Origin of the sequence: Caldalkalibacillus thermarum (assembly GCF_014644735.1) — a bacterium.
In the GTDB taxonomy this organism is placed as follows: Bacteria; Bacillota; Bacilli; order Caldalkalibacillales; family Caldalkalibacillaceae; genus Caldalkalibacillus; species Caldalkalibacillus thermarum.
In genome coordinates this window covers 1-23948 of the sequence record NZ_BMKZ01000031.1, presented here as the reverse complement: position 1 = coordinate 23948, position 23948 = coordinate 1, and the positions used below count along the sequence as shown (strand labels likewise).

The window sequence follows — 23948 nt, the reverse complement described above, 5'->3', positions numbered from 1 at the left end:
TTTCAAGATAAAGATCCCATCCTGCAAAAAAAGGATGGGATCCAGTAAAAATTTATTAGGTTAACGGACACGTTGTCTGACGAATCATTAACTGCGGCGACAAAATGATTCGTTTAGTGGTGTTCTCTTGGCCTTCAATCTTTTCAATCAGCAAATCCATGGCTTGATACCCCATGTCCCGTATGGGTTGGGCAACAGTGGTCAGCGGAGGATCGACAATGGTCGCCAAAATGGTGTCATCAAAGCCAACGATTGCGATATCTTCAGGGATCTTTAATCCCCTTTCCCGGACAGCTTTAATCGTCCCAATGGCTAATACATCGTTCAGGGCAAATATCGCTGTAGGATGAGGACCAGCATCAAGGAGTTCTCCGGCCACACGTTTCCCGGCTTCGATTGTGGAGTTACTGATGAAGACCAGATCTTCATCAAAACCAATTTCTGCCGCTTCCAAGGCTTCGCGGTAGCCACGGATGCGTTCCTTACTGCTCCAGCGTATATTGGCCGGGTTATAATCCGTGCTGCACATGATCACATTAAATCCTTTTTCTTGCCCCCGGTCTTCCACATGACGGGCGACTTCAGCAAAAAACGGGTTGGCCAGGTCGGGAATGAGCAAGCCGAGGGTATTGGTACGCTTTCCTGTTAGTGCAGAAGCGACCACACTTGGCTGGTACCGCAACTTTTCCATGGCTTCCAGAACACGTTTCCTGGTTTTTTCACTAATGCGGCCCGTATCATTAATCACCTTCGATACAGTCGCAATAGAGACCTGAGCCTCTTTAGCCACATCATAAATGGTCGGTTTCATCTTTCATCAACTACCAGCGCTGCCGGACATAGTGGCCGTTTTGGGTGAACAGACACGCCCCGTTAGCAAAGCGGGATTGATTGGCCACTTCAATCGCTTCTTCCAGCGTATTGACCCGGACATAGGACAAAACAGGGGCAAAGATTTCGTCTTCCCAGATCTTCATGCCCGGTTTGACCCCGTCAAATATGGTGGGCCCGATAAAAAAGCTCTGCCAAACGGTTCTCCAATAAAGGCGTGCGCTCTGAAGGCTTCAGCACAAACGTATTGCCACAGGCGATGGCTAAAGGAAACATCCAGCACGGTACCATCATCGGGAAGTTAAACGGGGTAATTCACTCCGCCCATATTCAAAGGATGGTCCCAAGGAAGCGCACTTTTGCCCGCTTGCGTTTCCATCACCGGAATGTTAAAGGTCTCGGCAAAAGTTTGCAAAGTTTCAGTTGCAAAGGAGTAGTGCACACCTCCGCCGGCTATAATAACCGGTTTTTTCTTGCGTCTAATCACTTCCACCGCCCGGTTGCAGGCTGCGGCTGTTATGGGTCTACGCTCGATGTGATGAACCCGCTTATCAAAAAATTCTATAGGATAATCATACGCCTCACATTGTACATCTTGCGGCAACGCCAGTGTGACCGCCCCAGTCTCCGCCGGATCAGTCAGCACCCTCATCGCGTTTAAAGCTGCTGACATTAATTGTTCTGGCCGCGTTATCCTGTCCCAATATTTACTGACCGGTTTAAACGCATCATTCGCTGTAACCGTGTAATCCGTCGGGTCTTCGATCTGCTGCAACACCGGATCTGGTTGACGGTTGGCAAAAATATCCCCCGGCAGGAGCAGGACAGGGATACGATTTACCGTTGCCGTTGCTGCCCCCGTGACCATATTCATCGCTCCCGGACCAATCGAGGAGGTACAGGCAAAGATTTGGAGTCTGTTCTTCTGTTTGGCAAAAGCAGTCGCCGCATGCACCATGCCCTGTTCATTTTTGCCCTGGATGTAAGTCAATTCCCCTCGATAGTGTTCCAATGCTTCCCCCAGACCCGTCACATTGCCGTGACCAAATATACCCATGACTCCTTTGACAAACTTATATTCTTTACCGTCAAGCTCAACGTATTGGTTATCCAGAAACTTTAACAAGGCTTGTGCCATGGTCAAGCGAATGGTTTGCATTATTTCTCCTCCCCTTCAAGGAAAAGATTTGTTGCATTATTTGTGTCACATTTTTTAGTTAAGCGCTTTCCCTAAAAAGGTTTAATCTTATTCTAAGTTATAGACAAAATATTTTCAATACTATAAGTTATAAAAAAGTTAATTGTAGCCGGCATCAACATAAGCCGGCCTAATACCCTTCCTAACCCGCTAATATGTTTCTCATTCATGTACCACTTTCCAGATCATCAGCCCTCCATAAGGAAACTTCCCGTTGCTGGGGAGAAAGTATCGCAACATTTTTGCTGATGATAAAAGGACGTTTGGGTAAATACTCTTCATTCAACAAGAAGGCGGACCTAATGCCGTTCACTTGAATATAATAGTCAGCTGGAGCACTTTGAAATTCCACATAATAAGCAACAATTTCCTCAATATCCCCTATTTTAGTTCCCTCTGGCAGTTTGACAGTGGTTGCGAAAGGACCATCCGCCCCATCATAGGCAAATGAATGATTGTCATGCGTAGACGAATACCAGGTATGATGATTTCTTAGCTTAACTTTAAACCCTGCCGAGCCATATCTATGCTCACCTTTAAACGATTGTTTGCTTGAGTGAATATAAAGATAAAACCGTTTATCAGCCAAATGGGGAGTCTGGGGATTAACGGGATATTCAAGATTCTGTTGCCGTTGGATTTCTTTGGCTGAGACGCGATAGGTCCAAGGATGAAGGTTCATCACCTCTTCACGGTTGACATCCCTGGAATGACAAAGGGTTGGTTTGAGTAAGAAGCGGTAACTTGAGGTAATATGATCTGACACATTTCCATTTTTGGTAGCTGCTTGCAAAATAGGATGTTCACCAAGCGCATATTTGCCTTTAAAATTGGTTGTCATATGTTCTGGTCCCTGAAATTCCTCCACTTTCTCTGACCCTTGTATCCGCTTTCCGTATTTATCCAGTTTGACACGGTAAACCCACTCTATATCCGTTGTTCTGCCCCACCGCGACATTAACGCCGGGCCAGGAGTACCCTCGTCCTCGTGGCTAAATATAATCTGATATTCAACCGTCATTGACAGGTTTTCATGTTGATCACAATAGTAATAAAGCGCAAGCGGAGTATCCGTATAAACACTTTCATAATCATCGCTTAGATTGCGCCCGTAAATAATGGGGGCATACTTGTAAAAAATGATTTCCGGATCGGTATCTCTTACCTGCCTGATTTCGGCTTTTTTTATACTAATACATTTGATGTTTGGGGAAGACTTGTCTTTTTGAAACGTGAGTCTAACCACATGTTGACCGGCATCCAGTCGTCCAAGTAAGCGTTGATAGGAAAAATTCTCCGCTCCGTAAAAAAGAATCAGGTCCTGGTTATATTCCTCATTGAGATATATCGTCACAAATGCTGATTCCTTGCCTTTCGTTCCCCAATCCCCTTCAGGCACACTGGCAACCAGATCGAGCACCACTTCCCCTGGATAATCTAGATTGAACTTCAAAACAAACTCTTTGTCTTGTTCCAGCAGAAAGGGTTGGTCAGTAAACGAACATGAAGTGACATAGCACTCCATCAAGAGGTCCCCCTCGGAAGCGATAACATAATACTCCTCTTTGGATATTGCATTATATACAATACCAACATAAGGTCAAGTCTAAACTTTCGTTTTCAAACAGCGTTTTTTTCTATCTTTAATATTGTTTTTGTAAAGATACGTACAATATTTTGGACAAGCCCTGCTGGGCGTACATAACCCCTGACCTTCTCTAAGAGAAGCATTAGGGGTTCCTCCCGTTTTTCAACACCAAGTAGGTATTGGGCTTAAATGAAGTCACCGTCATCCAAATAAACGACTGGTTGAAGGTGAAGCATCGTTTAAAGGAGCCTATCCATTGCCACCCCGCCAATTGCCTTAATGCTCTTTTCAGTTCTCCATCCTCTAGCCAGCGACACGGATACCCAAGGAGACAACCACTGAAGCGGCCAAGAGCATGGCAAGGACCAAGGTAATCACCTTAAAGCTGGCCCAGGGAGCAATGACAGCTCCGGCACTGGCGCCCATGAACAGAACAAAGGTATACAACGTGATGGCGCCGCCCTTTTTTTTCCTGCCTAACTGGCCAACCGTATTCATCAGAGCCGGAAATGTGATGGACAAACCCGCCACATAGATGATGCTGGCCATGGTTAAGAACAAAACAGTCGACATGGCCCACACCAGAAATAACCCGCCAGTAGCCAGGATGAGTCCCGTCAGCAAAACCCGTTTTAATCCAAAACGGCCAATCAGTCTGCCAGCAAAAGGAGAAACAAGCATCCCCACAATTCCTGCCGCCCGGATGGAAAAAATCTGTTCGGTACTGAGACCATATGTATTGCTTAAATAACCGCTGAGTGCTGCATAGAGAGCAACAAATGACAATAACAGGGTAAACGTGATCCAGTAACAGCGAAGCAACATGCCCTCTTTGAACAGGCAAAAAGTATTTTTCCAAATATCAACCATGGAAGCCGATGAAGGTTGAACTTGGGTCAGCGGCAATATTTTGATGGCCAGAAGAAAAATAAATCCGTACAAACCAGCAAACAGCACATAGACGGCTGACCAGTCCCAGATTTGTGTGACCAAGGAACTGATCAATTGACCAATAATACCTGCCAGCATATACCCGGTACTTAAAAAAGCAATGCTGGTTGCCCTTCGCTGTTCGAGCATCACCTCAAAAATATAAGCGAGAGCCACAGGGGCAAAACTGGCGGCGATAAATCCTTGCACCGCCCTAGAAACAATCAGCTGTTCGATAGATTGTGCCCAGGAGACAAGCACCGTAGCTACAGCCAAAGCCGCCAGTCCCGTAATTATAATTTTTTTGGGACTGATCCGGTCTGATAAAGGGCCAAACACCAGGAATCCCAAGCCGTAAAACCACGCAAAAACCCCGCTGGTCAAGGCGGCCATGCTTTCAGGAACAGCAAAGGTTTGAACCAAGTGCAAGTTAATGGGAATCATGGTGTAGACGCTGGATACCACCATCAAACCGCACAACCCCAAGAAAATCGTGATTAACCAGTATTGTCCGCTTGTGAGTACTGCAGCCCCTGGTTTAGGACGAATGTGATGTTCCATCAGCTTTCAATCGCCTGCACTTCTAGACGTTTGTTATTTTTACCTTTACTTTTCACTTTTGTGATTTTGAGCGTGCCAATTTCTTGCGTCTCTTTGACATGGGTCTCCCCGCACGCCTGTTCATCAATCTCCCCGATTTTAACCAGACGAATGTTCTTCACAGCCGGAGGTAAGAGATTGACCATCGTCTTAATAATGCCTGTCAGCTGCTCGGCCTCCTTTCGGCTGACCACCCGGGAGGAGACAGGATGATTGGCCTGGATCTGCCGGTTGGTTTCCTCCTCGATGTCCTTGATTTCTTCCTCACTCAAGTCAGACAGATTGTTAAAATCGATGCGGGCCCGGTTTTCATAGATTTGATTGCCCGTACACAAGGAACCGTAACGGTTGTATACCACAGCCCCCAAAACATGGATCAAGGTATGGTGGCGCATCAGGTTATAGCGCCGTTCCCAATCCAGCACCAGCTCCACTTCACCCTTAGACAAGTGGTCAGCCTGTTTGACATAATGGACGATTAGTCCGTTCTGTTTTTTTACTTCGTAGACTTCAAACTCCTTCCCGTTTTGGATCAGGAAGCCGGTATCATGTTCCTGCCCTCCCCCGCCACGGTAAAATAGAGTTTGATCCAGCACCACTTCCTCTCCATTAATTTCGCATACTTGCGCTCTAAAAGTCTTCAGGTAACTGTTTTCCAAGTACAATTCTGTGGTCACGGCAATCCCCTCCATATTTTATTTCATTAACTTAACTTTACCATCCTAATTTTTTAAAATTTTTAAAGAGTGCGTTTAAAATTTTGAAAATATCATGTATAATCGATGCTAGTATAATGAAAATACTGCCGTCATCCTAAAAAGCTGAAGAGAGGGATTATGAGATGTCCACACCAGGAATGAACAGACCAACGCCAGAAACACCACCTTCTGTAAAACAAGGATTTTTTAACCGATTCTTAAATGTCATCGAAATATACGGCAACAAATTGCCTGATCCAGTCACGCTTTTTGTCATCTTTGCCCTGGCTATCCTTGTAGCCTCAGCCTTTTCTGCTGCGGCTGGAGTATCGGCTGTTAATCCATCAACCGAAGAAACTATTGAAGCAGTCAACTTGCTATCCGGTGAAGGGTTGATCCAAATCTTAACCGGTATGGTGACCAACTTTGCCCAATTTCCGCCCCTTGGCCTGGTATTAGTGGTCATGATCGGGGTTGGTTTAGCAGAGGCAACGGGACTGATTCAAGCTTTGATGAGGAGGGCTTTATCCAGCACGCCACCCAAATATGTCATTCCAGCCATAATCTTTATTGGTATGTTAGGGAACATGGCGGGAGATGCGGCCTTCGTCGTTTTGCCCCCCATTGCCGCACTGTTGTTGATGGGGATTGGGTTTAACCCCCTTACCGGTCTGATACTGGCTTATGCTTCGATAGCGGGGGGATTTGCGGCCAACCTTATCGTCAATATGCTGGATGTTTTGGTAGCCGGTTTCACTGAAGTGGGAGCCCAAATTATGGATCCCGAGTATACAGCCAATCCGGCCATGAACTGGTATTTCCTTGCGGTTTCCTTTGTGGTTCTTGTCATTGTGGCCACTATTGTCACAAACAAAATTACCATCCCCCGTTTAGGTAAATATGAAGGAGAAGTTCAGGAAATCGAGGAGCTGACGGAAGACGAAAAACGGGGACTGCGCTGGGCTGGATGGGCCGCTTTGATTTACGTGGCTGTTTTGCTGGTGCTAACCCTTCCCAGTAACGCTATACTGAGAAATCCTGATACAGGATCCTTGGTGAGCGAATCACCATTGATGAGCGGCTTGGTTCCCATTATTATGTTTTTATTCTTAATTCCTGCCCTGTTCTATGGATTGGGAGCCAAAACCATCAAGACAGATAAAGATGTGGCCAAAATGCTGGGTGATGCCATGGCCACGATGGGACCATACATTGTACTGGCCTTCGTGGCTGCCCAGATGATTGCCTACTTTAATTGGAGCAATCTTGGCCCTATTATTGCCATTAAAGGAGCTGAATTTCTGCAATCGATCGGGCTGACCGGCATTGGGCTGGTGGTGGGCTTTGTAATCATTTCCGCTTTGATTAACCTGTTGGTGGCCAGCTCCTCCGCCAAATGGGCCATTCTGGCGCCGGTCTTCGTGCCCATGTTTATGATTTTGGGATATGATCCGGCCTTTACCCAAATGGCATACCGCATCGGTGACTCTATCACTAACCCCATCACCCCGATGCTGCCTTACTTTGCGATCTTGTTGTCTTTTGCCAAAATGTACAACCCTAAAGTGGGCATAGGAACTTTGATGTCGGCCCTGTTGCCATACACGATTTTCTTTTCCCTGTCCTGGATTGCAATTCTGGTGATTTGGTTCTTCACAGGCTTACCGTTAGGACCAGACGGGCACATCTTCCTTCCCTCATAGTGCAACCAACTTGGAGATCATCCTAAAGAAGGGGTATTCCCACCGGCCATTGATGGGGATACCCCTTTTTCATGTTGGCTGGAACTTCATCAGCTCACCAATTGTTCTAACCACTTCTTCAAAACATGGACAGCCATAACGCAGTGGTCAAGGTCAGACCATTCTTCGGGATTGTGGCTTATTCCCTGTTTGCTTTGCACAAACAACATCCCGGTGGGCACATATTTGCCAAGCACCATGGCATCATGGCCCGCTCCGCTGGGCAAAACAAGGGGCCGTAAACCGACCGTTTCCACCGCTTGGATCGCTTTTTCCTGCATGGCTTGCTGGATGGGAACCGGCTCAACGTTTAACGTTTCCCTGATTTCAACTTGTACACTACGCTGTCGGGCAATGGTTTGGGCGGCCTGTTGCACGGCTTCCGCCAGGCGGTCTCTGGTTTGGCGGTGAATATCCCTTAAATCCACAGTCACTGTCACCTTGCCGGGAATCACATTGACGCCTCCCGGATGAACCTGGCATTTACCTACTGTTCCCACCGCTGTAGAACTGATCTTGCTTGGCAGTGATTCAACCTCAAGAATAAACTGGCTGGCTGCCGCCAAAGCATCTTTTCTGTGTCCCATCGGCGTATTGCCTGCATGGCCCGCTTCTCCGATAAAGGTGACTTCCAGCCAACAAGGGCCGGCTATCCCGTTGACGATACCGACTGGAAATCCTGCTTCCTCAAGAACCCGCCCTTGTTCAATATGCACTTCCACAAAAGCGGCAATCTCTGCTGGGTCACGCTTGGCAGCCATAAACTGATCAACCGTCAACCCGATGCTCTCAAGCACGTTTTGAAATGATTCACCAAAAATATCTTGTAATTGCAGTTGTTGGTCCAGATTAATTTCACCCATCATAGCCCGGCTGCCGGTTAAGCCGCCATTAAACCGGGCGCCTTCCTCATCCGTAAAAACCACAACTTCGTAAGGTTTCCCGGGACAAAATCCCGTATCCTGCCACGCTTGTGCCACTTCCAAAGCAGCCAATACACCCAAAGTGCCATCAAAGTGGCCACCATTGGGAACGCTGTCCACATGCGAGCCCGACATCACCACTGGAGCTTGCCGGTGGTGTCCTTCAAGCCTCCCAAATACATTGCCTGCACCATCTTCTCTGACTTCTAGACCTGCCTCCTCCATCCATTGTTTGACCAAATTTTTAGCTGCCAGCTCTTCCTGTGAAAAACCGATGCGGTTTGACCCTCGTTCTGCAGTCAGGCCAATAGCGGCAAGTTGGGCCAATCTTGTGGCCAAGCGTTCTCCGTTTACACCGGAATGGTCATGTTCATGATTGTATGAGTGCATTAATCGCTCCCACAACCATTTACTCTCTTGGGGTGTGTCCATAGACATGACTCCTTTTCTACATTTAGGCTTTAAAGCATTTATTTAATTCGGGAATCCATACTTCCTGCTTCACCAAACATTGTCTTACCTCAAACATATCTAAAATTTCTAACATAATCAAGTGTCGTCATCATCATCACATCCCCAAGTAAGTGATCGAGTAGGAGGGGATGACTAACCCCCGTCTCCGGGTAGAGAGGCCACCCAATTGGTGGCCCGAACCCCACAGAACCCGGCGTGCAGATTTCCCGCACCGTGCTCTTCAGAAATGGATTCACACTATCTATGACGTACAATTTCAATTCCTTATAAGGGATTGAAATTCTCGGACGCACAATGGGAAACCAGGATTTGATTTGGGCATATCTCTCCCATGTCACATAACCTTTCCTGCTACGGCTACCTAACATCTTGTGCCAATATTTATCTGCTGCTTGGTACACCTTGTAGAGTGACTTTAAAATTCCTGCCATCCCATCATAATTGTAGTGCCCTCGCAACATCTGATTAATCTTCTCAACCTGCTCAAGGATCAGCCAATGGTGAATCAAGCGCAATTTTGTCTGTATTTTACCAATGATCCACCTGAGACGTTTCTTTTCCGTCTTTCGTCCCACCATGAAGTTTCCTCATGGAAACGATTGGCATCTGCCCGGTATTGAAAAATTCCCCATCCTCCATTACGCCTACTTTTAACCAGCGCTAAGATCAGCCGTACGTTTCTGAGATCACCTATGTGGTGCTCCACAAATGTCATCATCCATTGATGATCCAAGGGCCATCAGGTATCCCTTGCTTTGTTAGGCTACTTGTGCTCCTTGAACTTGCAAGGCGCAACCCACTTCACACCCCTTGTGCTTATGCTTCCAGCAGGGCCTCATACTGGGAACGGACCAGGCTGTAATAGTGGCCGCGCCGGTTCATTAACTGGTCATGATTCCCCTGTTCTTTGATCTGTCCGTTCTCCAAGACAACAATCTGGTCGGCATCCCGGATGGTGGACAGCCGGTGGGCGATGATGATGGCCGTCCGTCCTTGTAAAAGCTGGCGCAATGCCTGCTGGATTTTCACTTCCGTTTCCGTATCAATACTGGCCGTTGCTTCATCCAGAATCAGAATTTTAGGATCAGCCAACAGTGCCCGGGCAAAGGAGAGCAACTGGCGCTGACCCACCGAGAGCACACTGCCCCGCTCTTCCACTTCAGTCTGGTAGCCATGCTTCAGCCGCTGAATAAACTGATCGGCGCCCACGGCCCGGGCGGCAGCGATCACCTCTTCATCAGAAGCGCTGGGACGGCCGAAGCGGATGTTGTCCATGATCGTGCCGGAAAAAATAAACGTGTCCTGCAGAACAATGCTGATCTGGCGGCGTAGACTGGCCAATTGAACCTCCTTGAGATCATGGCCGTCAAGGAAGATCCTGCCCCGGGTGGGATCATAGAAGCGGGCGATCAGGTTGACAATGGTGGACTTGCCAGAACCGGTATGGCCCACCAAAGCCACGGTCTGGCCGGCCGGAATCCTCAGGCTGATCTCCTTGAGCACTTCCCGTTTGCCATCATAGCTGAACGAGACCCGCTCCAGCACAATCTCGCCCTGCACCTCTTTCAACTCGATGGCATCAGGTTTTTCGGCCACTGAGGGCTGTTCATCCATAAATTCAAATATCCGTTCCGAGGAAGCCATGGCCACCAACAACTGGTTATACATCTGGCCCAGCCGGGAAATCGGTTCCCAAAACTGGCCCAGATAGTAGGCAAAAGCGACAAACACCCCGATGGTGATCACTTCAGTGGCGATCAGCTGCACCCCGTACCAGATCAAAATCGCCGTTCCCAAGGCCCCGGACATTTCAACCAACGGCCGGAACAGGGCGCTCTTTTGGACCGCCTCCTGCCAGCCGTACAAATTGTCCCGGTTCATGCGCATGAAAAAGCGCGTGTTCTCTTCCTCCTGCGTATAAGCTTGAGTGACGCGGATGCCCTGAATGCTTTCGTTGAGATGGGAATTTAACCGGGACTGCTTGAGGCGCACTTGCTGCCAGGCCCGGCGGATACGGCGGCGCAGGCCGGTGGACAGGAAAAACATCAGCGGCAGGACCACCATGATGGCCAGGGTCAGTTCCGGACTTAAAACAAACAAGATGATCACGATCCCGGTCAGCATTATGATATCCATCAACAGGTTGATGATCCCGTTGGTGAACAGTTCCTGCAGCGCATTGATATCATTGGTGATACGTACCAGGATCGACCCGGCCGAACGCTGCCCAAAAAAGCGGTGGGACAGATGCTGGATATGGCTGAACAGCCGGCGCCGCAAATCATAGATGACGTTCTGCCCCAGCTGGTTGGTCCAGCGTATGCGCCACACGTTGGCCAGCCAGGAAATGAGGTACATGGCCAAAATCACAGCCGTTAAGGTCCACAGAAAATAAAGATCACGCCCCAGCAAGGTTTCATCAATCACGGTCGCAATCAACAGCGGCACGGCCAGGCGGACCAGGGTGCCCACCAGCATGGCCACAATGGCCAGAGGCAACAGGGTGAAAGCGTAAGGACGCACATAGCGGAGCAGCCTGGCCATGATCTTCCAATCAAACGGTTTTTCCATGATACGGTCCGTGGGATAATGAAAACGCTCCCGGCGCGGGTCAAAACCGGGGGAAATTTTTTCAGTGTCGTGCTGAGTCATGATAAGCCCCCTTTTACCTTTGTTTAGCCGCCAGCACCTGTTCGTAATCCTGATATTGCTGAGCATAGATGTGACGGTAAATCCCGTGGGGACGCCGGATCAGTTCCTGATGCGTGCCCCGCTCAACCACCCGTCCGCTGTCCAGAACCAGAATCTCATCCGCTTTCTGCAGAGAGGAAATCCGGTGGGCAATGATAAAGGTGGTGCGCCCCTGCATCAACTCCCGCAAGGCCCGCTGAATCCGCCGCTCCGTCGTCATATCCACCGCACTGGTGGCATCATCCAGAATCAAGATACTGGGATTGATTAACAAGGCCCGGGCAATGGAGATCCGCTGCTTCTGGCCGCCGGACAGCCCAGCCCCCCGTTCACCCAAAATCGTGTCATACCCTTGGGGCAAAGCTGAAATAAAGTCATGGGCGTCCGCCCGCTTAGCTGCCGCCACAATCTCCTCCATGGAGGCCTCCGGTTTGCCGTAAGCAATATTGGCTTTGATCGAAGCAGAAAAAAGAAACGGCTCCTGGAACACCACCCCGATCTGGGAACGCAGGGTCTTCAGCGCATAGCGGCTGACAGGCTGCTGGTCGATCCAAATCTGTCCCTCTTGCGGTTCGTAAAAACGGGAGATCAGTTGCACCAGGGTCGTTTTGCCAGCTCCCGTGGCTCCCAACAGGCCAATCACTTTGCCCGGCGGGGCGTCAAAACTGACCTCCACCAAGGCCGGTTTTTCTTCGCCCCGGTAATAATGGGTCACGTGTTCAAAACGGACGTGCCCCTTGAGGCGCTCGGGCTGAAGAGGAGAATCTGCTTCACGGATCTCCACCTCTTCATCCAGGATTTCCAGCAAACGTTCGCCAGCCGCTTTGGACTGGGAAAACGTATTGATAATAAACCCTATCCCCATCAGCGGTCCGACAATGTACCAGATCAGACTGAAAAAGGCAACCAGCGAACCCAGGGGTAACTCCCCCTCAATGACCAGATAGCCGCCGTAGGCCAGCAACACCACCACACACAAGTGGCCGATCAATTCCATCAAGGGAAAGTACCTGGCCCAAATATCCGCTGTATGCAAATGCTGTGCTCTGTAATCTTCATTCTTTTCATCAAAGCGTTTAATTTCAGTCTCTTCTTGAGACAAAGCTTTCACCGTATTAATGCCGCTGACATTCTCCTGCACCCGGGTGGTCAGCTGGGCCAAAGACCAGCGGATGGCCCGGAAAGCCGGATGCACCTGCCGGTCAAACCGGTAGACCACCAGCAGCAAAAAGGGCAAGAGCGCCAGCGTAAGCAGGGCCAGGTGCACATGCAAAAACAGCATGACCACAAAACCGGTTCCTACTAACAGTACAAAATTGACCACTTGGGCACAACCAAAAGACAAAAAGAAGCGAAACACCTCCACATCCTGGGCCAGGCGGGACATCAGATCACCCGTTTTGGCATTGTCGTAAAAGCGGAAGGGAAGCTGTTGCAGCTTGCGGTACAACGCATTTCTCAAGGCATAAACGGCCTGAATGCCAAACAGGTCACCATAGTATTGATGAATGTACAAAAACCAGGCTTTGATGCCCATCAGCACGATAAAGGCCAGAGCGGCATAGGGCACCAGCTGCCACTGGCCGCTCTGAATAATGTCGTCAATGACAAACTTCAGCACCAGCGGATAGAACACCGTCAGCCCGCTGACCACCACTAAAGCCAGTATCGACCACACAAAATCCCGTTTATAGGGCCAATAAAACGACTTTAACCGCTTAAAAGTCTCCATTGTTCCCCTCCTCAAGCCGTGCTTCACTGTGCAACAGGGTCTGGGGCAGAGCCGGTGGCAGTGCCTGTCACAGCCGACCGCTACAGAGCCTGCTGCTGGTGAGCCTGGGGCTCAACCAGCACCTTGCCTTCCCATTTGCGGCTCCGCCAACGGGCCAGCATCACCAGACCCCGCAACCATTCATCCGTGGTATAGGCAATCCAAATGCCCACCAGTCCCCAGCCCAGCTGAATGCCCAAAAGGTAAGCCACGGGCACGCTGACCCCCCACATGGAGATCAGTGCCATTTTAAACGGAAAGCGGGCATCGCCGCTGGCCCTTAAGGCGCTGATCAGCACCAGGTTAAAGGTGCGTCCCGGTTCCAAAATCAGACAGATCAACAGCAGCGTGCCTCCCAGGGCAATGATCGTTTCATCTGCAGTATAGAGCCCCAGCAGCTCTTCCCTGAACAGGGCAAAGCAGAGCGACACCCCTGCTGTGATGCCCATGCTCACTTTCAAGCCCCGGAAGGCCCGGCGGTAGGCTTCTTCCATTTGACCCGCCCCGGCCAGCCGGCCGATCAAAATCTGCATGCCCTGCCCCACAGCCAGGCTGAACAGGAGAATAAACATCATCAGGTTAAACGTGTACACCTTGGTGGCTAAAGCCACTGTGCCCATGGTGGAGATGAAGAAGGTAAACACCAGCTGCTGCAGCTGATAAACCATGTGTTCTCCGGCTGCAGGCGCACCAATGCTCAAAATTTTGCCCAAATAGGCTTTCTTCACCTGCCAGTAATGTTGCCACAAAATCCGCACTTCCAGGCGGCGGTACAGCAGGATAAACAGCACGGCCACACCCAAGAGCCGGCTGACGGCAGTGGATAAGGCCACGCCTGTCACACCCAGCTGCGGCACGCCGAACGCACCAAAAATAAACAGATAGTTGCCGATGACATTAACCACATTCATACCCAGGGAAACAAACATGGCATCACGGGTAAAGCCGTTGGCCCGGATCACGGCAGCCAAAGTGGCTAATAAGGCCTGGGCAAACAGTGCCGAGCCGACAATCAGCATGTAGCTGGTGGCATAGGCCTGCACACGGGGTTCCAGGTTGAACAAGCCCAACAGCGGCTGCCGCAAAAGAACCAAAACCAGCGACACCAACAGACCAAACACCAGGTTAACCAGGAGGGCATTAGCCGCAATGTGGGAGGCTTCCGCCTTGCGGTCCGCACCCACATACTGGGCCACCACCACACTGGTGCCCACGGCCACAAAGTTAAACAGAATGAAAGTGATCACCATCAGGTCATTGGCCACGCCCACCGCCGCCACCGCTTCATCCGAGATGAAGCTGAGCATGAATATATCGGCGAACTGGACCAGCATAAACAGGAGCAATTCAATAAAAATAGGCCAGGTTAATGCCCACAGGCTTAACCCGCGCCCCTTGCTCGTAGACATAAGCGCAACACGCTCCGGTTAAGAATCTTAGTTTATTTTACAAACAATATGTTCTGAATGGACTTTGCTCTTTACTAACCGGCACTGCACATACTCATCCGCACAACTCATATCAAAAATGGCAGCACTTTACAACCGTTACACGGATTCCCCATCTAAAATCTGCTCAATCTGTGCCAACACGTCCTCCTCCAATTTCACGCCTGAAGCTTGCACATTAGCTTCAATCTGCTCCGGACGGCTGGCGCCAACCAGTGCACTGGCCACGTTGTCCTGACGCAACACCCAGGCCAAGGCCAAAGTGGACAAACTTAAGTCCAGCTCCTGTGCCACTTGGTGAAGCTGTTCTACTTTTACCAACACCGCATCGGTTAAAAACTGGCCGATAAACATGTTGACCTCTGCCTTGGCTGCCCGGCTGTCCTCAGGGATCTGACCCCGCCGGTATAGGATTCCCGCGGAAAAGGCTTCAGCGCTTCGGCCATCACCCTTTCTCCTTCACCACGTTCATACACGTTGGCGGAATCAAAAAAGTTGACCCCCCAATTCATAAGCCCGCTGGATGGTTTGGACAGCGATCTGTTGGTCCACTGACTTGCCATACGTCAACCAGCTGCCCAGACTGATCTCACTCACTTTCAGTCCGGAACGGCCCAAACGACGGTATTTCATCCGCATTCTCCTCCCTAATAAGATGGCCCACATGAAACAGTGGGCTGAACAGGACAGGCCGGTGGCTGAGACCCATATTGTGATTGTTATTTTAATTTAACGTCAATTCGAACTGCTGTCAAGTGTTTCGGGGAACGAAAAATTTTGGCCGTCTCATCAGATGCTTCATAGCTGACCGCGAACCAGCCAATATGATGCCGGAAAGTATCAACGACATCTGGCAGAGCTCCATCCGGCAGAACGCCGCATGCCGCTTACACCAATATCCACCACAACAACATAGTCACCAGAATAGCGGTCACACCCTGTACCAGCGTAGCCATGGTTTGGGCTTTATAAGCATCCGTCACGGTCATGCCGCTAAATTCCTTGACAATCCAGAAATAACTGTCATTCACATGACTGACCGTCATCGCACCGGCTCCAATGGCCATCACCACCAAGGCCAATGGAATAGGATCAACTATATTGAAGCTGGTCAATAATGGGGCAACCAGTGCCGATGTAATCACCATTGCCGCTGTAGATGATCCCTGCGCTGTTTTCAGCGCAGCCGCAATAAAAAATGGGATAAGCAACACCAACGGTCCAGCCCATGCAGTGACAGTGGCTAAACCCTCTATCAAATCCGTTATGGCTGTCGCCCGTATAACAGAACCAAAAGCGCCACCAGCACCAGTGATCAGTAAAATGGGAGCGGCATGTTTAATCGCCTCCCCTACCCAACCGTTAATCGTTTCTTCCGTCCAGGAAGGTAACAAAATGAAAGAAGACAAAACACCTATCAATAAAGCGACCACAGGGCTGCCTACAAAACGAAAAACATCAGCTGCCGTTCCAGTCCAGCCCATGAAATTGACTATTGTCCCCAATGCAATCAGCACAATGGGCAGCACAATGGGTAAAAAAGCTTTGGTGGTGGATGGAAGCGGCCCATAAGACTTTATGATTTCATGATAATCTAACTCATCATGTTGAGGATTAATTTCAATTTTGCTGGCCACTTTTACTGCCCACAGATAACCGACTACAATGACAGGAATGGCCACGATCAAACCAATGATCATGATGGTGCCCAAGATATGTTCAGCCCCTATATTGCCAGCTGCGGCTACAGGGCCAGGTGTGGGCGGCACTAGCGTATGAGTGGCATACAGGCCCGTTGCCAGGGCTACGGCCATTGAAGCCAGAGCGACTTTTGCTCTTTTGGCCAATGACTTTTTCAAACTGGACAGAATGACATAACCAGAATCGCAAAACACCGGTATACTGACTATACCCCCGATCATGGACATGGCTAATTGGGGCCGTTTGGAACCTATCAGGCGCAGAATGACCTCCGCCATGCGAAATGCAGCCCCTGACTTTTCTAAAATAGTGCCAATTATAGTTCCGGTCACGATCACAATCCCGATGGACCCCATCAAACCGCCAAACCCATCCGTGACTGCCTGAACCAGCTCATTTAATGGTAAGCCGGCAAAAACGCCAAAACCGAAAGTTGCCATTAACAAAGCTAAAAAAGGATGAATCTTCAATTTTGCCGTTGCGATAACAATAAATAATACCGCCACTATTAACGTCAAAACCAGTCCAAATCCTTCCACAATAACCATCCTCTCTGAAGTGTTGTATGAAATGTGTGATATGCTAAAAATTAAGAAACCACATGACTGTTCTGTTAACTATCCTTGATCCGCAGACTTCTGAAAGGCTTGTTCCTCTACTATTAACTGCAAAACACTTAAAAAATAGAGAACCTTAAAACGTTTGTTGAGGTATCGGATAAAGAAATAAACTACTATACCAATGGCTGTAATCAAAAATAATAAAATTCCCCATTTTAGATCGAGAATAAGTTCTACAATGACCGAGAAGAAATGTTCTACAATAGAAAAGTAATCTGTTCTTGTATCAAATTGTTCTGGTTCAAACATTAATGTTCTCTGTATAAAAACTTGATTCGCCCAACCTGAAATTTCTAAAATCACGGAAATGATCACGCCCACAAATCCCACTAGTACAGAAATTATGTATAAACGATCTGTTTTATCAATAAAATCGAGTTCACGTTCTAATTGTTTATGGAAGGCAGACAGTGTTTCTGGACTGTATTTCTGTCTCAAATCATCCTTAAATTGAAGTTGATTAGAAATATTATAGGCTTTGCGCCAGAATGGATGCCAAATGATCTTAAGGCTGTTGAAAAAACATATACACCCCATATTCTTCTTATCACCGTAGAGATATCTCTCTTTAAACATTTGATCTAAACATTCATAAACTAGATTTCGTTCAGTGGGAACTGGCATTCTTATTAAGAACCTCCCCTTTATTACTCAGACAGGTTCAATTGTAACACAAATTGTCCGATTCTTCAGTAACTAATAAATCACAATGAACAAAATAGAACTGATGCGTTACAAGGTCGTTAGTCGGTGGATTGATGTTCTCATAACAGGGAGTGAAGCTGCTGAACTGTTGAATTTAAGCTATCGCCAGGTTTGCCACATGAAAAAACACATACTTGAGGAGGGAAAAACAGATGTTACTGCTGTTCATTTCCGTAGTCATCCGGATCGTGAATGTGCGCAATGTTCACATGGTCGGTGCCTAGCCCGGACACGTTGACTTTGAACGAAGTTTTGCCTGCCGTTCGCATTTTCAGGTAATCAAGCATGTCATCTCACTCCATAAAGGATATACTTCTTGTTCGACTCCACTTGAAACTCAATGACACCTGCGGAAGATTCCGTAATCGTAACATCCTGATCATCCACGGTTACCCGCACAGGCATACGGGTTCTGACGTGGCACACCCCATCGTGATCCGGTACAATTACAGCCTGTTTCAAGCGGCCCTCTTCCCAGGTGATGTCGAGCGTATACCCTCCGCGTCCGCGCAAGCCCTGGACCGATCCGCCCGCCCAAGAACGCGGCAACGCAGGCAGCAAATGCAAAGAACCTTCATGGCTTTGCAACAGCATCTCCGCGATTCCGGCCGTACCGCCAAAGTTGCCGTCTATCTGGAAAGGCGGATGGTCATCAAACAGATTGGGCAATGTCGATTGAGCGAGCAGGACATGCAAATATTCGCCTGCCTTTTCGCCATCCAAAAGCCGGGCATACATGTTGATGATCCAGGCGCAGCTCCAGCCGGTATGTCCACCACCGTGTTTCAACCGGCGCTCCAGAGTGACGCGGGCAGCTTCGGCCAATTCAGGTGTGTGAAAAACCGAGATTTCATTACCTGGATGAAGTCCGAACAGGTGTGAAATGTGACGGTGCCCGGGGTCGGCCTCTTCATAGTCGCGAATCCATTCCATGATCTGGCCGTATTTTCCGATCTTCGTTTCGGGCAAGCGTTCAGCCGCTTCTTTCAGCTGACGGCGGAAATCTTCGTCGATGTCCAGAATTTCAGCGGCTTTCTCACAAGCTGTAAACAGTGCCCGGATGATCTGGTTATCCATCGTCGGACCGTATGTAAGCGAAGCCACCTTCCCGTCAGGTAAAATATACGTATTTTCCGCAGACAGGGACGGACAGGTGACGAGTTCTCCTTCCGGACTTTCCACGAGAAAATCCAGCATAAACAGGGATGCTTCTTTAAGAATATCATAATGTTCCTGCAAAAAGGACCGGTCTTTGGAAAATTCATAATGATCCCACAGATGGAGCGCGAGCCAGGCCAACCCCAGGGGCCAGTAAGTCGATGTCATGACGGAATCTTGCGGCGCGCTGTCCGCCCAAATATCCGTATTGTGATGCGCCACCGAACCGCGGCAGTTGTACATTTCTTTCGCCATTTTCCGCCCCGATTCCTTAAGCCGCTTGATCGGCTCTTTACATTAATCAAACTCATATGCGTTTGCGCTCAAAAGCAGGAAATATAGCTTCATCGAGTTAACAGAAAACAAAATTGTGCTACTGCATGGCAATAATATGCTATTTTCCCAAGAACACTTTAACGAAAATCTGCATGACTCAATAAACTCCAGTAAAAAACAAAAAGCAACAGCTTTTATCCCCTAACCAGGTTGCTGTACGTGCTTAAATAAAGAGTGAAAACGATTACAAATCAAAAAAGGGGGAACACAAGTGAAATTCAAACATTTGGCCATTTTATCCGCATTGTTATTGTGTCTGGGACTTTTCTTGGCTGCTTGCGGATCAGACACAGAAACGGACACCGGTGAAGCAGGAAGTGAAAATGAAGCTGAAGCACCTTCAAGTGAAACACCTGCCGCTGAAGGGAAAAAACAACTTGAAATTTTCAGCTGGTGGACAGGTGCCGGTGAAGAAGCGGGCTTGTTGGCTCTGATTGAGCTGTTCGAGGAAAAACATCCCGACGTAGAAGTCATTAATGCCGCGGTAGCCGGTGGTGCGGGAACCAACGCCAAAGCCGTATTGGCCAGCCGCATGCAAGGGGATGACCCTCCGGGAACTTTCCAAGTCCATGGCGGGGCTGAGCTGAACGAAGGATGGGTAGCGGCCGGCAAAATGGAGCCCCTTAATGACTTGTACGAAGAAGAGGGCTGGTATGACAAATATCCACAAGATCTCATCGACATGGTCTCCAAAGACGGCAATATCTATTCTGTCCCGGTGAACATTCACCGCAGCAATGTGTTTTGACAGCCCTGAATTTAAAGAAGTCATGGAGACGTTCAGCCGCATGCTGGACTACATCAACGAGGATCATGCAGCCCGCAACTGGCAAGATGCGGCTCAAATGGTCGCTAACGGGGATGCGGCCATGAACATCATGGTCGACTGGGCAGCCGGTTACTTTGCCACTGATCTTAACCTTGAACCGAAAAAAGATTTTGGCTGGGTGGCCTCCCCGGGTACAGAGGGCCTGTTCATGGTTGTCACCGATACGTTTGGACTGCCTAAAGGGGTAGAAGATCCGGAAGTCGTCAAAGATTTTCTCAGAGTCCTCGGATCCGTTGAAGGACAAGACGCTTTCAATACACGTAAAGGATCAATCCCAGCCCGCGTGGACGCCGATGTATCCAAGTATAACGCCTACGGTCAACAAACGATTGAAGAATTTAAAGAAAGTGTATTAACGCCAAGCCTGGCCCATGGTTCAGCTGCTCCAGAAGGATTTGTGCAGCAGTTCAACCAAGCCGTTAACATTTTTGTCTCCTCCCGCAATGTGGACCAGTTTATCCAATCAGTCCAAGCAGCACAGGATGAACATATCGGCCAGTAAGACATCCGTTGCAGGTGGTAGTGCAACCTACCACCTTTTTTCTTCATTTCATTTGATGCACATTTTGGTGTGCGAAACTTTAGATATACACGGGGGAATAGGTGATGCAAGGCAGCAATCTATCTGTAAACAGTCAGCGCCAAGTGGTATCCGCGATCAAAAAAAGCAGGATTAACCGGGAAAAAATCATGCCTGTTTTGTTTATCCTGCCCTCTGTGGTGGCCATCGGCATCTTTGTTTACGGGTTTATCGGCTGGACTGGTTATGTGTCGTTGACCAACTGGAACAGCATCGTCAAAGACTTGTCTTTTGCCGGTTTGCAAAATTATATCTCACTGTTTAATGATTACCGCTTTCAATCGGATTTGCGAAATACGCTCTTCTTTACCCTGTTCTTTATTCTGGGCACGCTCGGATTAGGTTTTCTCCTGGCTGTGTTGATTGACCAAAATATCAGGCAAGAGTCCTTATTCCGTAATATTTTTATGTTTCCCATGGCCCTGTCCTTCGTCGTCACAGGGGTCGTCTGGCAGTGGCTGCTTAATCCCAGTACCGGTGTGAACCTGATCTTAGCGAAGTTGGGATTAGAAAACCTCCCCAAATGGTACACCGATACAAAGATTGCCTTTAGTTTTCCTCTGGGTCAAATAGAATTTGGCCTTCCAGTCGCCATGATTGCTGTTGTCATTGCGGCTGTCTGGCAAATGACCGGATTTGCCCTGGCCATGTACTTGGCCGGTTTGCGGGCCATACCGGACGAATTACGGGAAGCGGCCCGTGTAGATGGGGCAACAGAATTTCAAATCTACCGCAAAATCATTTTTCCCATGCTGATGCCCATTACCGTCAGCATTGTTGTCATTATGGCCCATATCTCCCTGAAAATCTTTGATTTGATTTATGCCATGACAGGTCCGGGAGCCAACTTTGTCACAGACGAGGATGCCAACCATTCGTCTCAGCCGTCTTTCGCTCTACTTGTTTCTGATCGCCATGGCTGCAGTATTTCTGATGCCTGTCTATGTCATGGTCATCACCAGTTTAAAACCCATCGACGAAGTTTCCTTGGACCGCATGTGGCAGCTGCCCACCTCTATCTCTTTTGAATCGTATAAGTGGCGCTTTAAAGGTTCGGAGTGGGTGTTTACCTTTTTGTTATTTGGCATGTTCATTCCCTACCAAAGCATTTTGATCCCGCTCATTGAGTTCCTGCGCCAAATTGGTTTGTACAACTCGATCGGCGGCTTGATCCTGGTCCATGTGGTGTACGGCATTCCCATCACAACCCTGATTTTCCGTAACTTCTATGCGGCCATTCCAACCGAACTGATTGAAGCAGCCAAAATTGACGGTGCAGATTTTCTGGGTATTTACCGCCATATCATGCTGCCCCTCTCAGTTTCCGGGTTTGTGGTGGTTTGCATCTGGCAATTCACCAACATCTGGAACGAATTTCTGTTTGCCGTCAGCATCACCAGCTCCGGTTCCCAGCCGATCATGGTCGCCTTGCAAAATCTGTCCGGCAGCCAGATTGTCCATTGGAACGTGCAAATGGCGGGTGCCCTGATTGCCGCCTTACCCACTTTGCTGGTCTACATTCTGGTTGGTAAATATTTTGTCCGGGGCTTATTGGCCGGGTCGGTTAAAGGGTAAAAGCGTGCCCCTATTTCATGGGTGCCGAAAGATTTGAAGGTAGTCCGCCTCATTCGGGCCAGTTTCTCCTTTCCGCTCGCGGATCAAAACAATATCCGCCTCAAAAAAGAGCTGGGCGAAGGCGCCCTGTACGATATAGGTTGTTATGGGGTAAACACCTTGCATTACTTTTTGGGCCAGCCGGAACAAGTATCCGCCCAAGCCGTTTTATATGAAACTGGCGTCGATCTAACCACCACGGCACTGCTTCGCTACCCCGGCGGAATCATCGGCATGGTGGATTGCAGCTTTACCATTACCAACCGGCAAAGCTACGAGATTGTGGGAACCAAAGGGAGAATCGAGGTGCCCTATGCTTACCCGCCTGATAAAAACGGGCACAAGGGCATCATCCATGTTTACAAGGCTGATGAGGAGCAAACTCTTGTGGTGGAAGACGACCAATATTTAAACCAGGTCACCCATTTTTCAGCCTGCATCCTCAACGGGACCACACTGAGTTATACTCTACAGGACACGTTGGAGAATTTGCGTGTGATGGATGAGATATACAGACAAATTAGAGGGTAAGCGGCAAAGTTGCTGTACTGTCCGCCAAACGGGCAGAGAGGACTAACCCCCGTCCTCTCACCTATGAAACCGGATTGCAAATATTTCCTGGTCCGTTTCAGTATTTGTTTGTCGCCTACTTATCGGCTATATTGGCCATCAGCCGGTCAGAACAGCCCATGACGGGCGCATCAAATGGCGGGCAAGGAGAGAACCCCCTTTGCCCGTTTTATAACGTCCATAATATTTTATAAACAAAGAACTTTATCTTACTTTTCTCCATACCATTCACCGATTTTTTTCCAAAAACCAGAGTATTTGTCCGGTTTTTTATATTTGTAATAAAATGGGCCAGCCAAAAAAAGGGTATATAATAGTGAAAATACTATAGATACAACCACTATGTAGTAAAGGAAGTTTCCAGTCGATCTTAAAACTATATACCCTGAAATAAGACTTATGAATATAAGCAGTGCCCATACGCTGCGGAAACGGGCAGTTTTGGACATCCATTTTTGTTGTCCCATTAGTTTTCACTCACCCTTTTGTGAGTATAGTATTACTTACCTACTCAACTTTCGCACCTTGAAAAACACGAGAATCCCTTGATTTAACTGGGGAATTTGGTCAAAAAACGCGAAAAACACCCAATCCTTTGGTAAAATGAAGTTGTCTAAACCAACATCTACCNCTTCCCGGAAAAGATGCGGTCTATCGTTTTCTGAATTCCAGCCGCTATAACTGGCGCAAGTTTTTGCTGCTTTTGAGCAGCGGGCTGATCCGGAACAAATTGGACCCGTTAACCGGTAAAGATCGGGTAAAGGTACTGATTGTGGATGATTCGCTCTATTCTCGTGCACGCAGCAAGGCGGTAGAGTTACTGGCCAAAGTCCATGATCACACCACCGGCAAGTTTGTTCGGGGTTTTCGCCTGCTTACTTTAGGTTGGTCAGACGGAAACACCTTTGTTCCTCTCTGCTTCTCGTTGCTCAGTTCCCATG

The 23948-nt window shown here is 48.6% G+C and carries 17 protein-coding genes and 5 pseudogenes; 6 read left to right on the top strand and 16 right to left on the bottom strand.

Annotated elements, in window-relative coordinates; translation table 11 throughout:
* Nucleotides 1–55: 55 nt before the first annotated feature.
* The 7 genes and pseudogenes from IEW48_RS11900 to IEW48_RS11875 all read right to left on the bottom strand — a co-directional run bounded on the left by IEW48_RS11900 (nt 56) and on the right by IEW48_RS11875 (nt 5824).
* A complete protein-coding gene (locus tag IEW48_RS11900) occupies nt 56–811 on the bottom strand; it encodes a LacI family DNA-binding transcriptional regulator (RefSeq protein WP_188623950.1) in 756 nt (251 codons plus the stop codon).
* Nucleotides 812–821: 10 nt separating this feature from the next.
* Nucleotides 822–977: an aldehyde dehydrogenase family protein gene (locus tag IEW48_RS17770; protein ID WP_443092713.1), complete on the bottom strand. Its 156-nt coding sequence runs from the start codon at nt 975–977 to the stop codon at nt 822–824.
* 28 nt (nt 978–1005) lie between these two features.
* Nucleotides 1006–1146: pseudogene (locus tag IEW48_RS17765) on the bottom strand (aldehyde dehydrogenase family protein); the annotation flags it as partial.
* Nucleotide 1147: 1 nt separating this feature from the next.
* Nucleotides 1148–1990 (bottom strand): annotated as a pseudogene (locus IEW48_RS11890) (thiamine pyrophosphate-binding protein); the annotation flags it as partial.
* A gap of 205 nt (nt 1991–2195) precedes the next feature.
* Entirely contained in the window at nt 2196–3554 is a 1359-nt protein-coding gene (locus IEW48_RS11885; RefSeq protein ID WP_188623949.1) for a hypothetical protein, read from the bottom strand.
* Between the two features lie 366 nt (nt 3555–3920).
* The gene (locus tag IEW48_RS11880) at nt 3921–5108 is read right to left on the bottom strand and encodes an MFS transporter (RefSeq protein ID WP_188623948.1); all 1188 of its coding nucleotides are present in this window, start codon (nt 5106–5108) and stop codon (nt 3921–3923) included.
* Complete coding sequence (locus IEW48_RS11875) at nt 5108–5824, bottom strand: alanyl-tRNA editing protein (RefSeq protein ID WP_188623947.1); 717 nt, start codon at nt 5822–5824, stop codon at nt 5108–5110. The genes IEW48_RS11880 and IEW48_RS11875 overlap by 1 nt, the downstream gene beginning before the upstream one ends.
* A 164-nt stretch (nt 5825–5988) precedes the next feature.
* Between IEW48_RS11875 and IEW48_RS11870 the strand changes: the two genes are divergently transcribed.
* Complete coding sequence (locus tag IEW48_RS11870; protein ID WP_188623946.1) at nt 5989–7548, top strand: AbgT family transporter; 1560 nt, start codon at nt 5989–5991, stop codon at nt 7546–7548.
* Nucleotides 7549–7637: 89 nt separating this feature from the next.
* On the opposite strand, the gene IEW48_RS11865 is transcribed toward IEW48_RS11870, so the two are convergent.
* The 9 genes and pseudogenes from IEW48_RS11865 to IEW48_RS11825 all read right to left on the bottom strand — a co-directional run bounded on the left by IEW48_RS11865 (nt 7638) and on the right by IEW48_RS11825 (nt 19363).
* Nucleotides 7638–8942 (bottom strand): Zn-dependent hydrolase, encoded by a 1305-nt coding sequence (locus tag IEW48_RS11865; protein ID WP_007502954.1) that lies wholly within the window; start codon nt 8940–8942, stop codon nt 7638–7640.
* 89 nt (nt 8943–9031) lie between these two features.
* Nucleotides 9032–9562, bottom strand: a complete 531-nt coding sequence (locus IEW48_RS11860; protein WP_188623945.1) for a hypothetical protein — start codon at nt 9560–9562, stop codon at nt 9032–9034.
* Between the two features lie 238 nt (nt 9563–9800).
* Nucleotides 9801–11636 (bottom strand): ABC transporter ATP-binding protein, encoded by a 1836-nt coding sequence (locus tag IEW48_RS11855; RefSeq protein ID WP_188623944.1) that lies wholly within the window; start codon nt 11634–11636, stop codon nt 9801–9803.
* 13 nt (nt 11637–11649) lie between these two features.
* Nucleotides 11650–13407 carry an ABC transporter ATP-binding protein gene (locus IEW48_RS11850; RefSeq protein WP_188623943.1) on the bottom strand — a complete coding sequence of 586 codons (1758 nt, stop codon included), beginning with the start codon at nt 13405–13407 and terminating at the stop codon, nt 11650–11652.
* A gap of 80 nt (nt 13408–13487) precedes the next feature.
* The gene (locus tag IEW48_RS11845) at nt 13488–14855 is read right to left on the bottom strand and encodes an MATE family efflux transporter (RefSeq protein ID WP_188623942.1); all 1368 of its coding nucleotides are present in this window, start codon (nt 14853–14855) and stop codon (nt 13488–13490) included.
* A 138-nt stretch (nt 14856–14993) separates the two neighbouring features.
* Nucleotides 14994–15527: pseudogene (locus tag IEW48_RS17655) on the bottom strand (aldo/keto reductase).
* Nucleotides 15528–15781: 254 nt separating this feature from the next.
* On the bottom strand, nt 15782–17143 hold the full coding sequence (locus IEW48_RS11835; RefSeq protein WP_188623941.1) for a GntP family permease: 1362 nt from the start codon (nt 17141–17143) through the stop codon (nt 15782–15784).
* Nucleotides 17144–17212: 69 nt separating this feature from the next.
* Nucleotides 17213–17839, bottom strand: a complete 627-nt coding sequence (locus IEW48_RS11830) for a hypothetical protein (RefSeq protein WP_188623940.1) — start codon at nt 17837–17839, stop codon at nt 17213–17215.
* Between the two features lie 369 nt (nt 17840–18208).
* Nucleotides 18209–19363: a glycosyl hydrolase family 95 catalytic domain-containing protein gene (locus IEW48_RS11825; RefSeq protein WP_371874872.1), complete on the bottom strand. Its 1155-nt coding sequence runs from the start codon at nt 19361–19363 to the stop codon at nt 18209–18211.
* Nucleotides 19364–19625: 262 nt separating this feature from the next.
* Between IEW48_RS11825 and IEW48_RS11820 the strand changes: the two are divergent.
* The 5 genes and pseudogenes from IEW48_RS11820 to IEW48_RS11800 all read left to right on the top strand — a co-directional run.
* Nucleotides 19626–20745, top strand: a pseudogene (locus IEW48_RS11820) (ABC transporter substrate-binding protein).
* A gap of 188 nt (nt 20746–20933) precedes the next feature.
* Complete coding sequence (locus IEW48_RS11815) at nt 20934–21851, top strand: carbohydrate ABC transporter permease (RefSeq protein ID WP_229704029.1); 918 nt, start codon at nt 20934–20936, stop codon at nt 21849–21851.
* Nucleotides 21739–22398 (top strand): carbohydrate ABC transporter permease, encoded by a 660-nt coding sequence (locus IEW48_RS11810; protein ID WP_188623937.1) that lies wholly within the window; start codon nt 21739–21741, stop codon nt 22396–22398. The genes IEW48_RS11815 and IEW48_RS11810 overlap by 113 nt, the downstream gene beginning before the upstream one ends.
* Nucleotides 22399–22431: 33 nt before the next feature.
* The gene (locus tag IEW48_RS11805; protein WP_188623936.1) at nt 22432–22968 is read left to right on the top strand and encodes a Gfo/Idh/MocA family protein; all 537 of its coding nucleotides are present in this window, start codon (nt 22432–22434) and stop codon (nt 22966–22968) included.
* 676 nt (nt 22969–23644) lie between these two features.
* Nucleotides 23645–23948, top strand: a pseudogene (locus IEW48_RS11800) (transposase); the annotation flags it as partial.

Bases quoted from the DNA above. Each gene is read 5' to 3' on its own strand.
- IEW48_RS11900 (WP_188623950.1), bottom strand. From the start codon at position 811: ATGAAACCGACCATTTATGATGTGGCTAAAGAGGCTCAGGTCTCTATT.
- IEW48_RS17770 (WP_443092713.1), bottom strand. From the start codon at position 977: ATGAAGATCTGGGAAGACGAAATCTTTGCCCCTGTTTTGTCCTATGTC.
- IEW48_RS11885 (WP_188623949.1), bottom strand. From the start codon at position 3,554: ATGGAGTGCTATGTCACTTCATGTTCGTTTACTGACCAACCCTTTCTG.
- IEW48_RS11880 (WP_188623948.1), bottom strand. From the start codon at position 5,108: ATGGAACATCACATTCGTCCTAAACCAGGGGCTGCAGTACTCACAAGC.
- IEW48_RS11870 (WP_188623946.1), top strand. From the start codon at position 5,989: ATGTCCACACCAGGAATGAACAGACCAACGCCAGAAACACCACCTTCT.
- IEW48_RS11865 (WP_007502954.1), bottom strand. From the start codon at position 8,942: ATGGACACACCCCAAGAGAGTAAATGGTTGTGGGAGCGATTAATGCAC.
- IEW48_RS11860 (WP_188623945.1), bottom strand. From the start codon at position 9,562: ATGGTGGGACGAAAGACGGAAAAGAAACGTCTCAGGTGGATCATTGGT.
- IEW48_RS11855 (WP_188623944.1), bottom strand. From the start codon at position 11,636: ATGACTCAGCACGACACTGAAAAAATTTCCCCCGGTTTTGACCCGCGC.
- IEW48_RS11850 (WP_188623943.1), bottom strand. From the start codon at position 13,407: ATGGAGACTTTTAAGCGGTTAAAGTCGTTTTATTGGCCCTATAAACGG.
- IEW48_RS11845 (WP_188623942.1), bottom strand. From the start codon at position 14,855: ATGTCTACGAGCAAGGGGCGCGGGTTAAGCCTGTGGGCATTAACCTGG.
- IEW48_RS11835 (WP_188623941.1), bottom strand. From the start codon at position 17,143: ATGGTTATTGTGGAAGGATTTGGACTGGTTTTGACGTTAATAGTGGCG.
- IEW48_RS11830 (WP_188623940.1), bottom strand. From the start codon at position 17,839: ATGCCAGTTCCCACTGAACGAAATCTAGTTTATGAATGTTTAGATCAA.
- IEW48_RS11815 (WP_229704029.1), top strand. From the start codon at position 20,934: ATGCCTGTTTTGTTTATCCTGCCCTCTGTGGTGGCCATCGGCATCTTT.
- IEW48_RS11810 (WP_188623937.1), top strand. From the start codon at position 21,739: ATGGCTGCAGTATTTCTGATGCCTGTCTATGTCATGGTCATCACCAGT.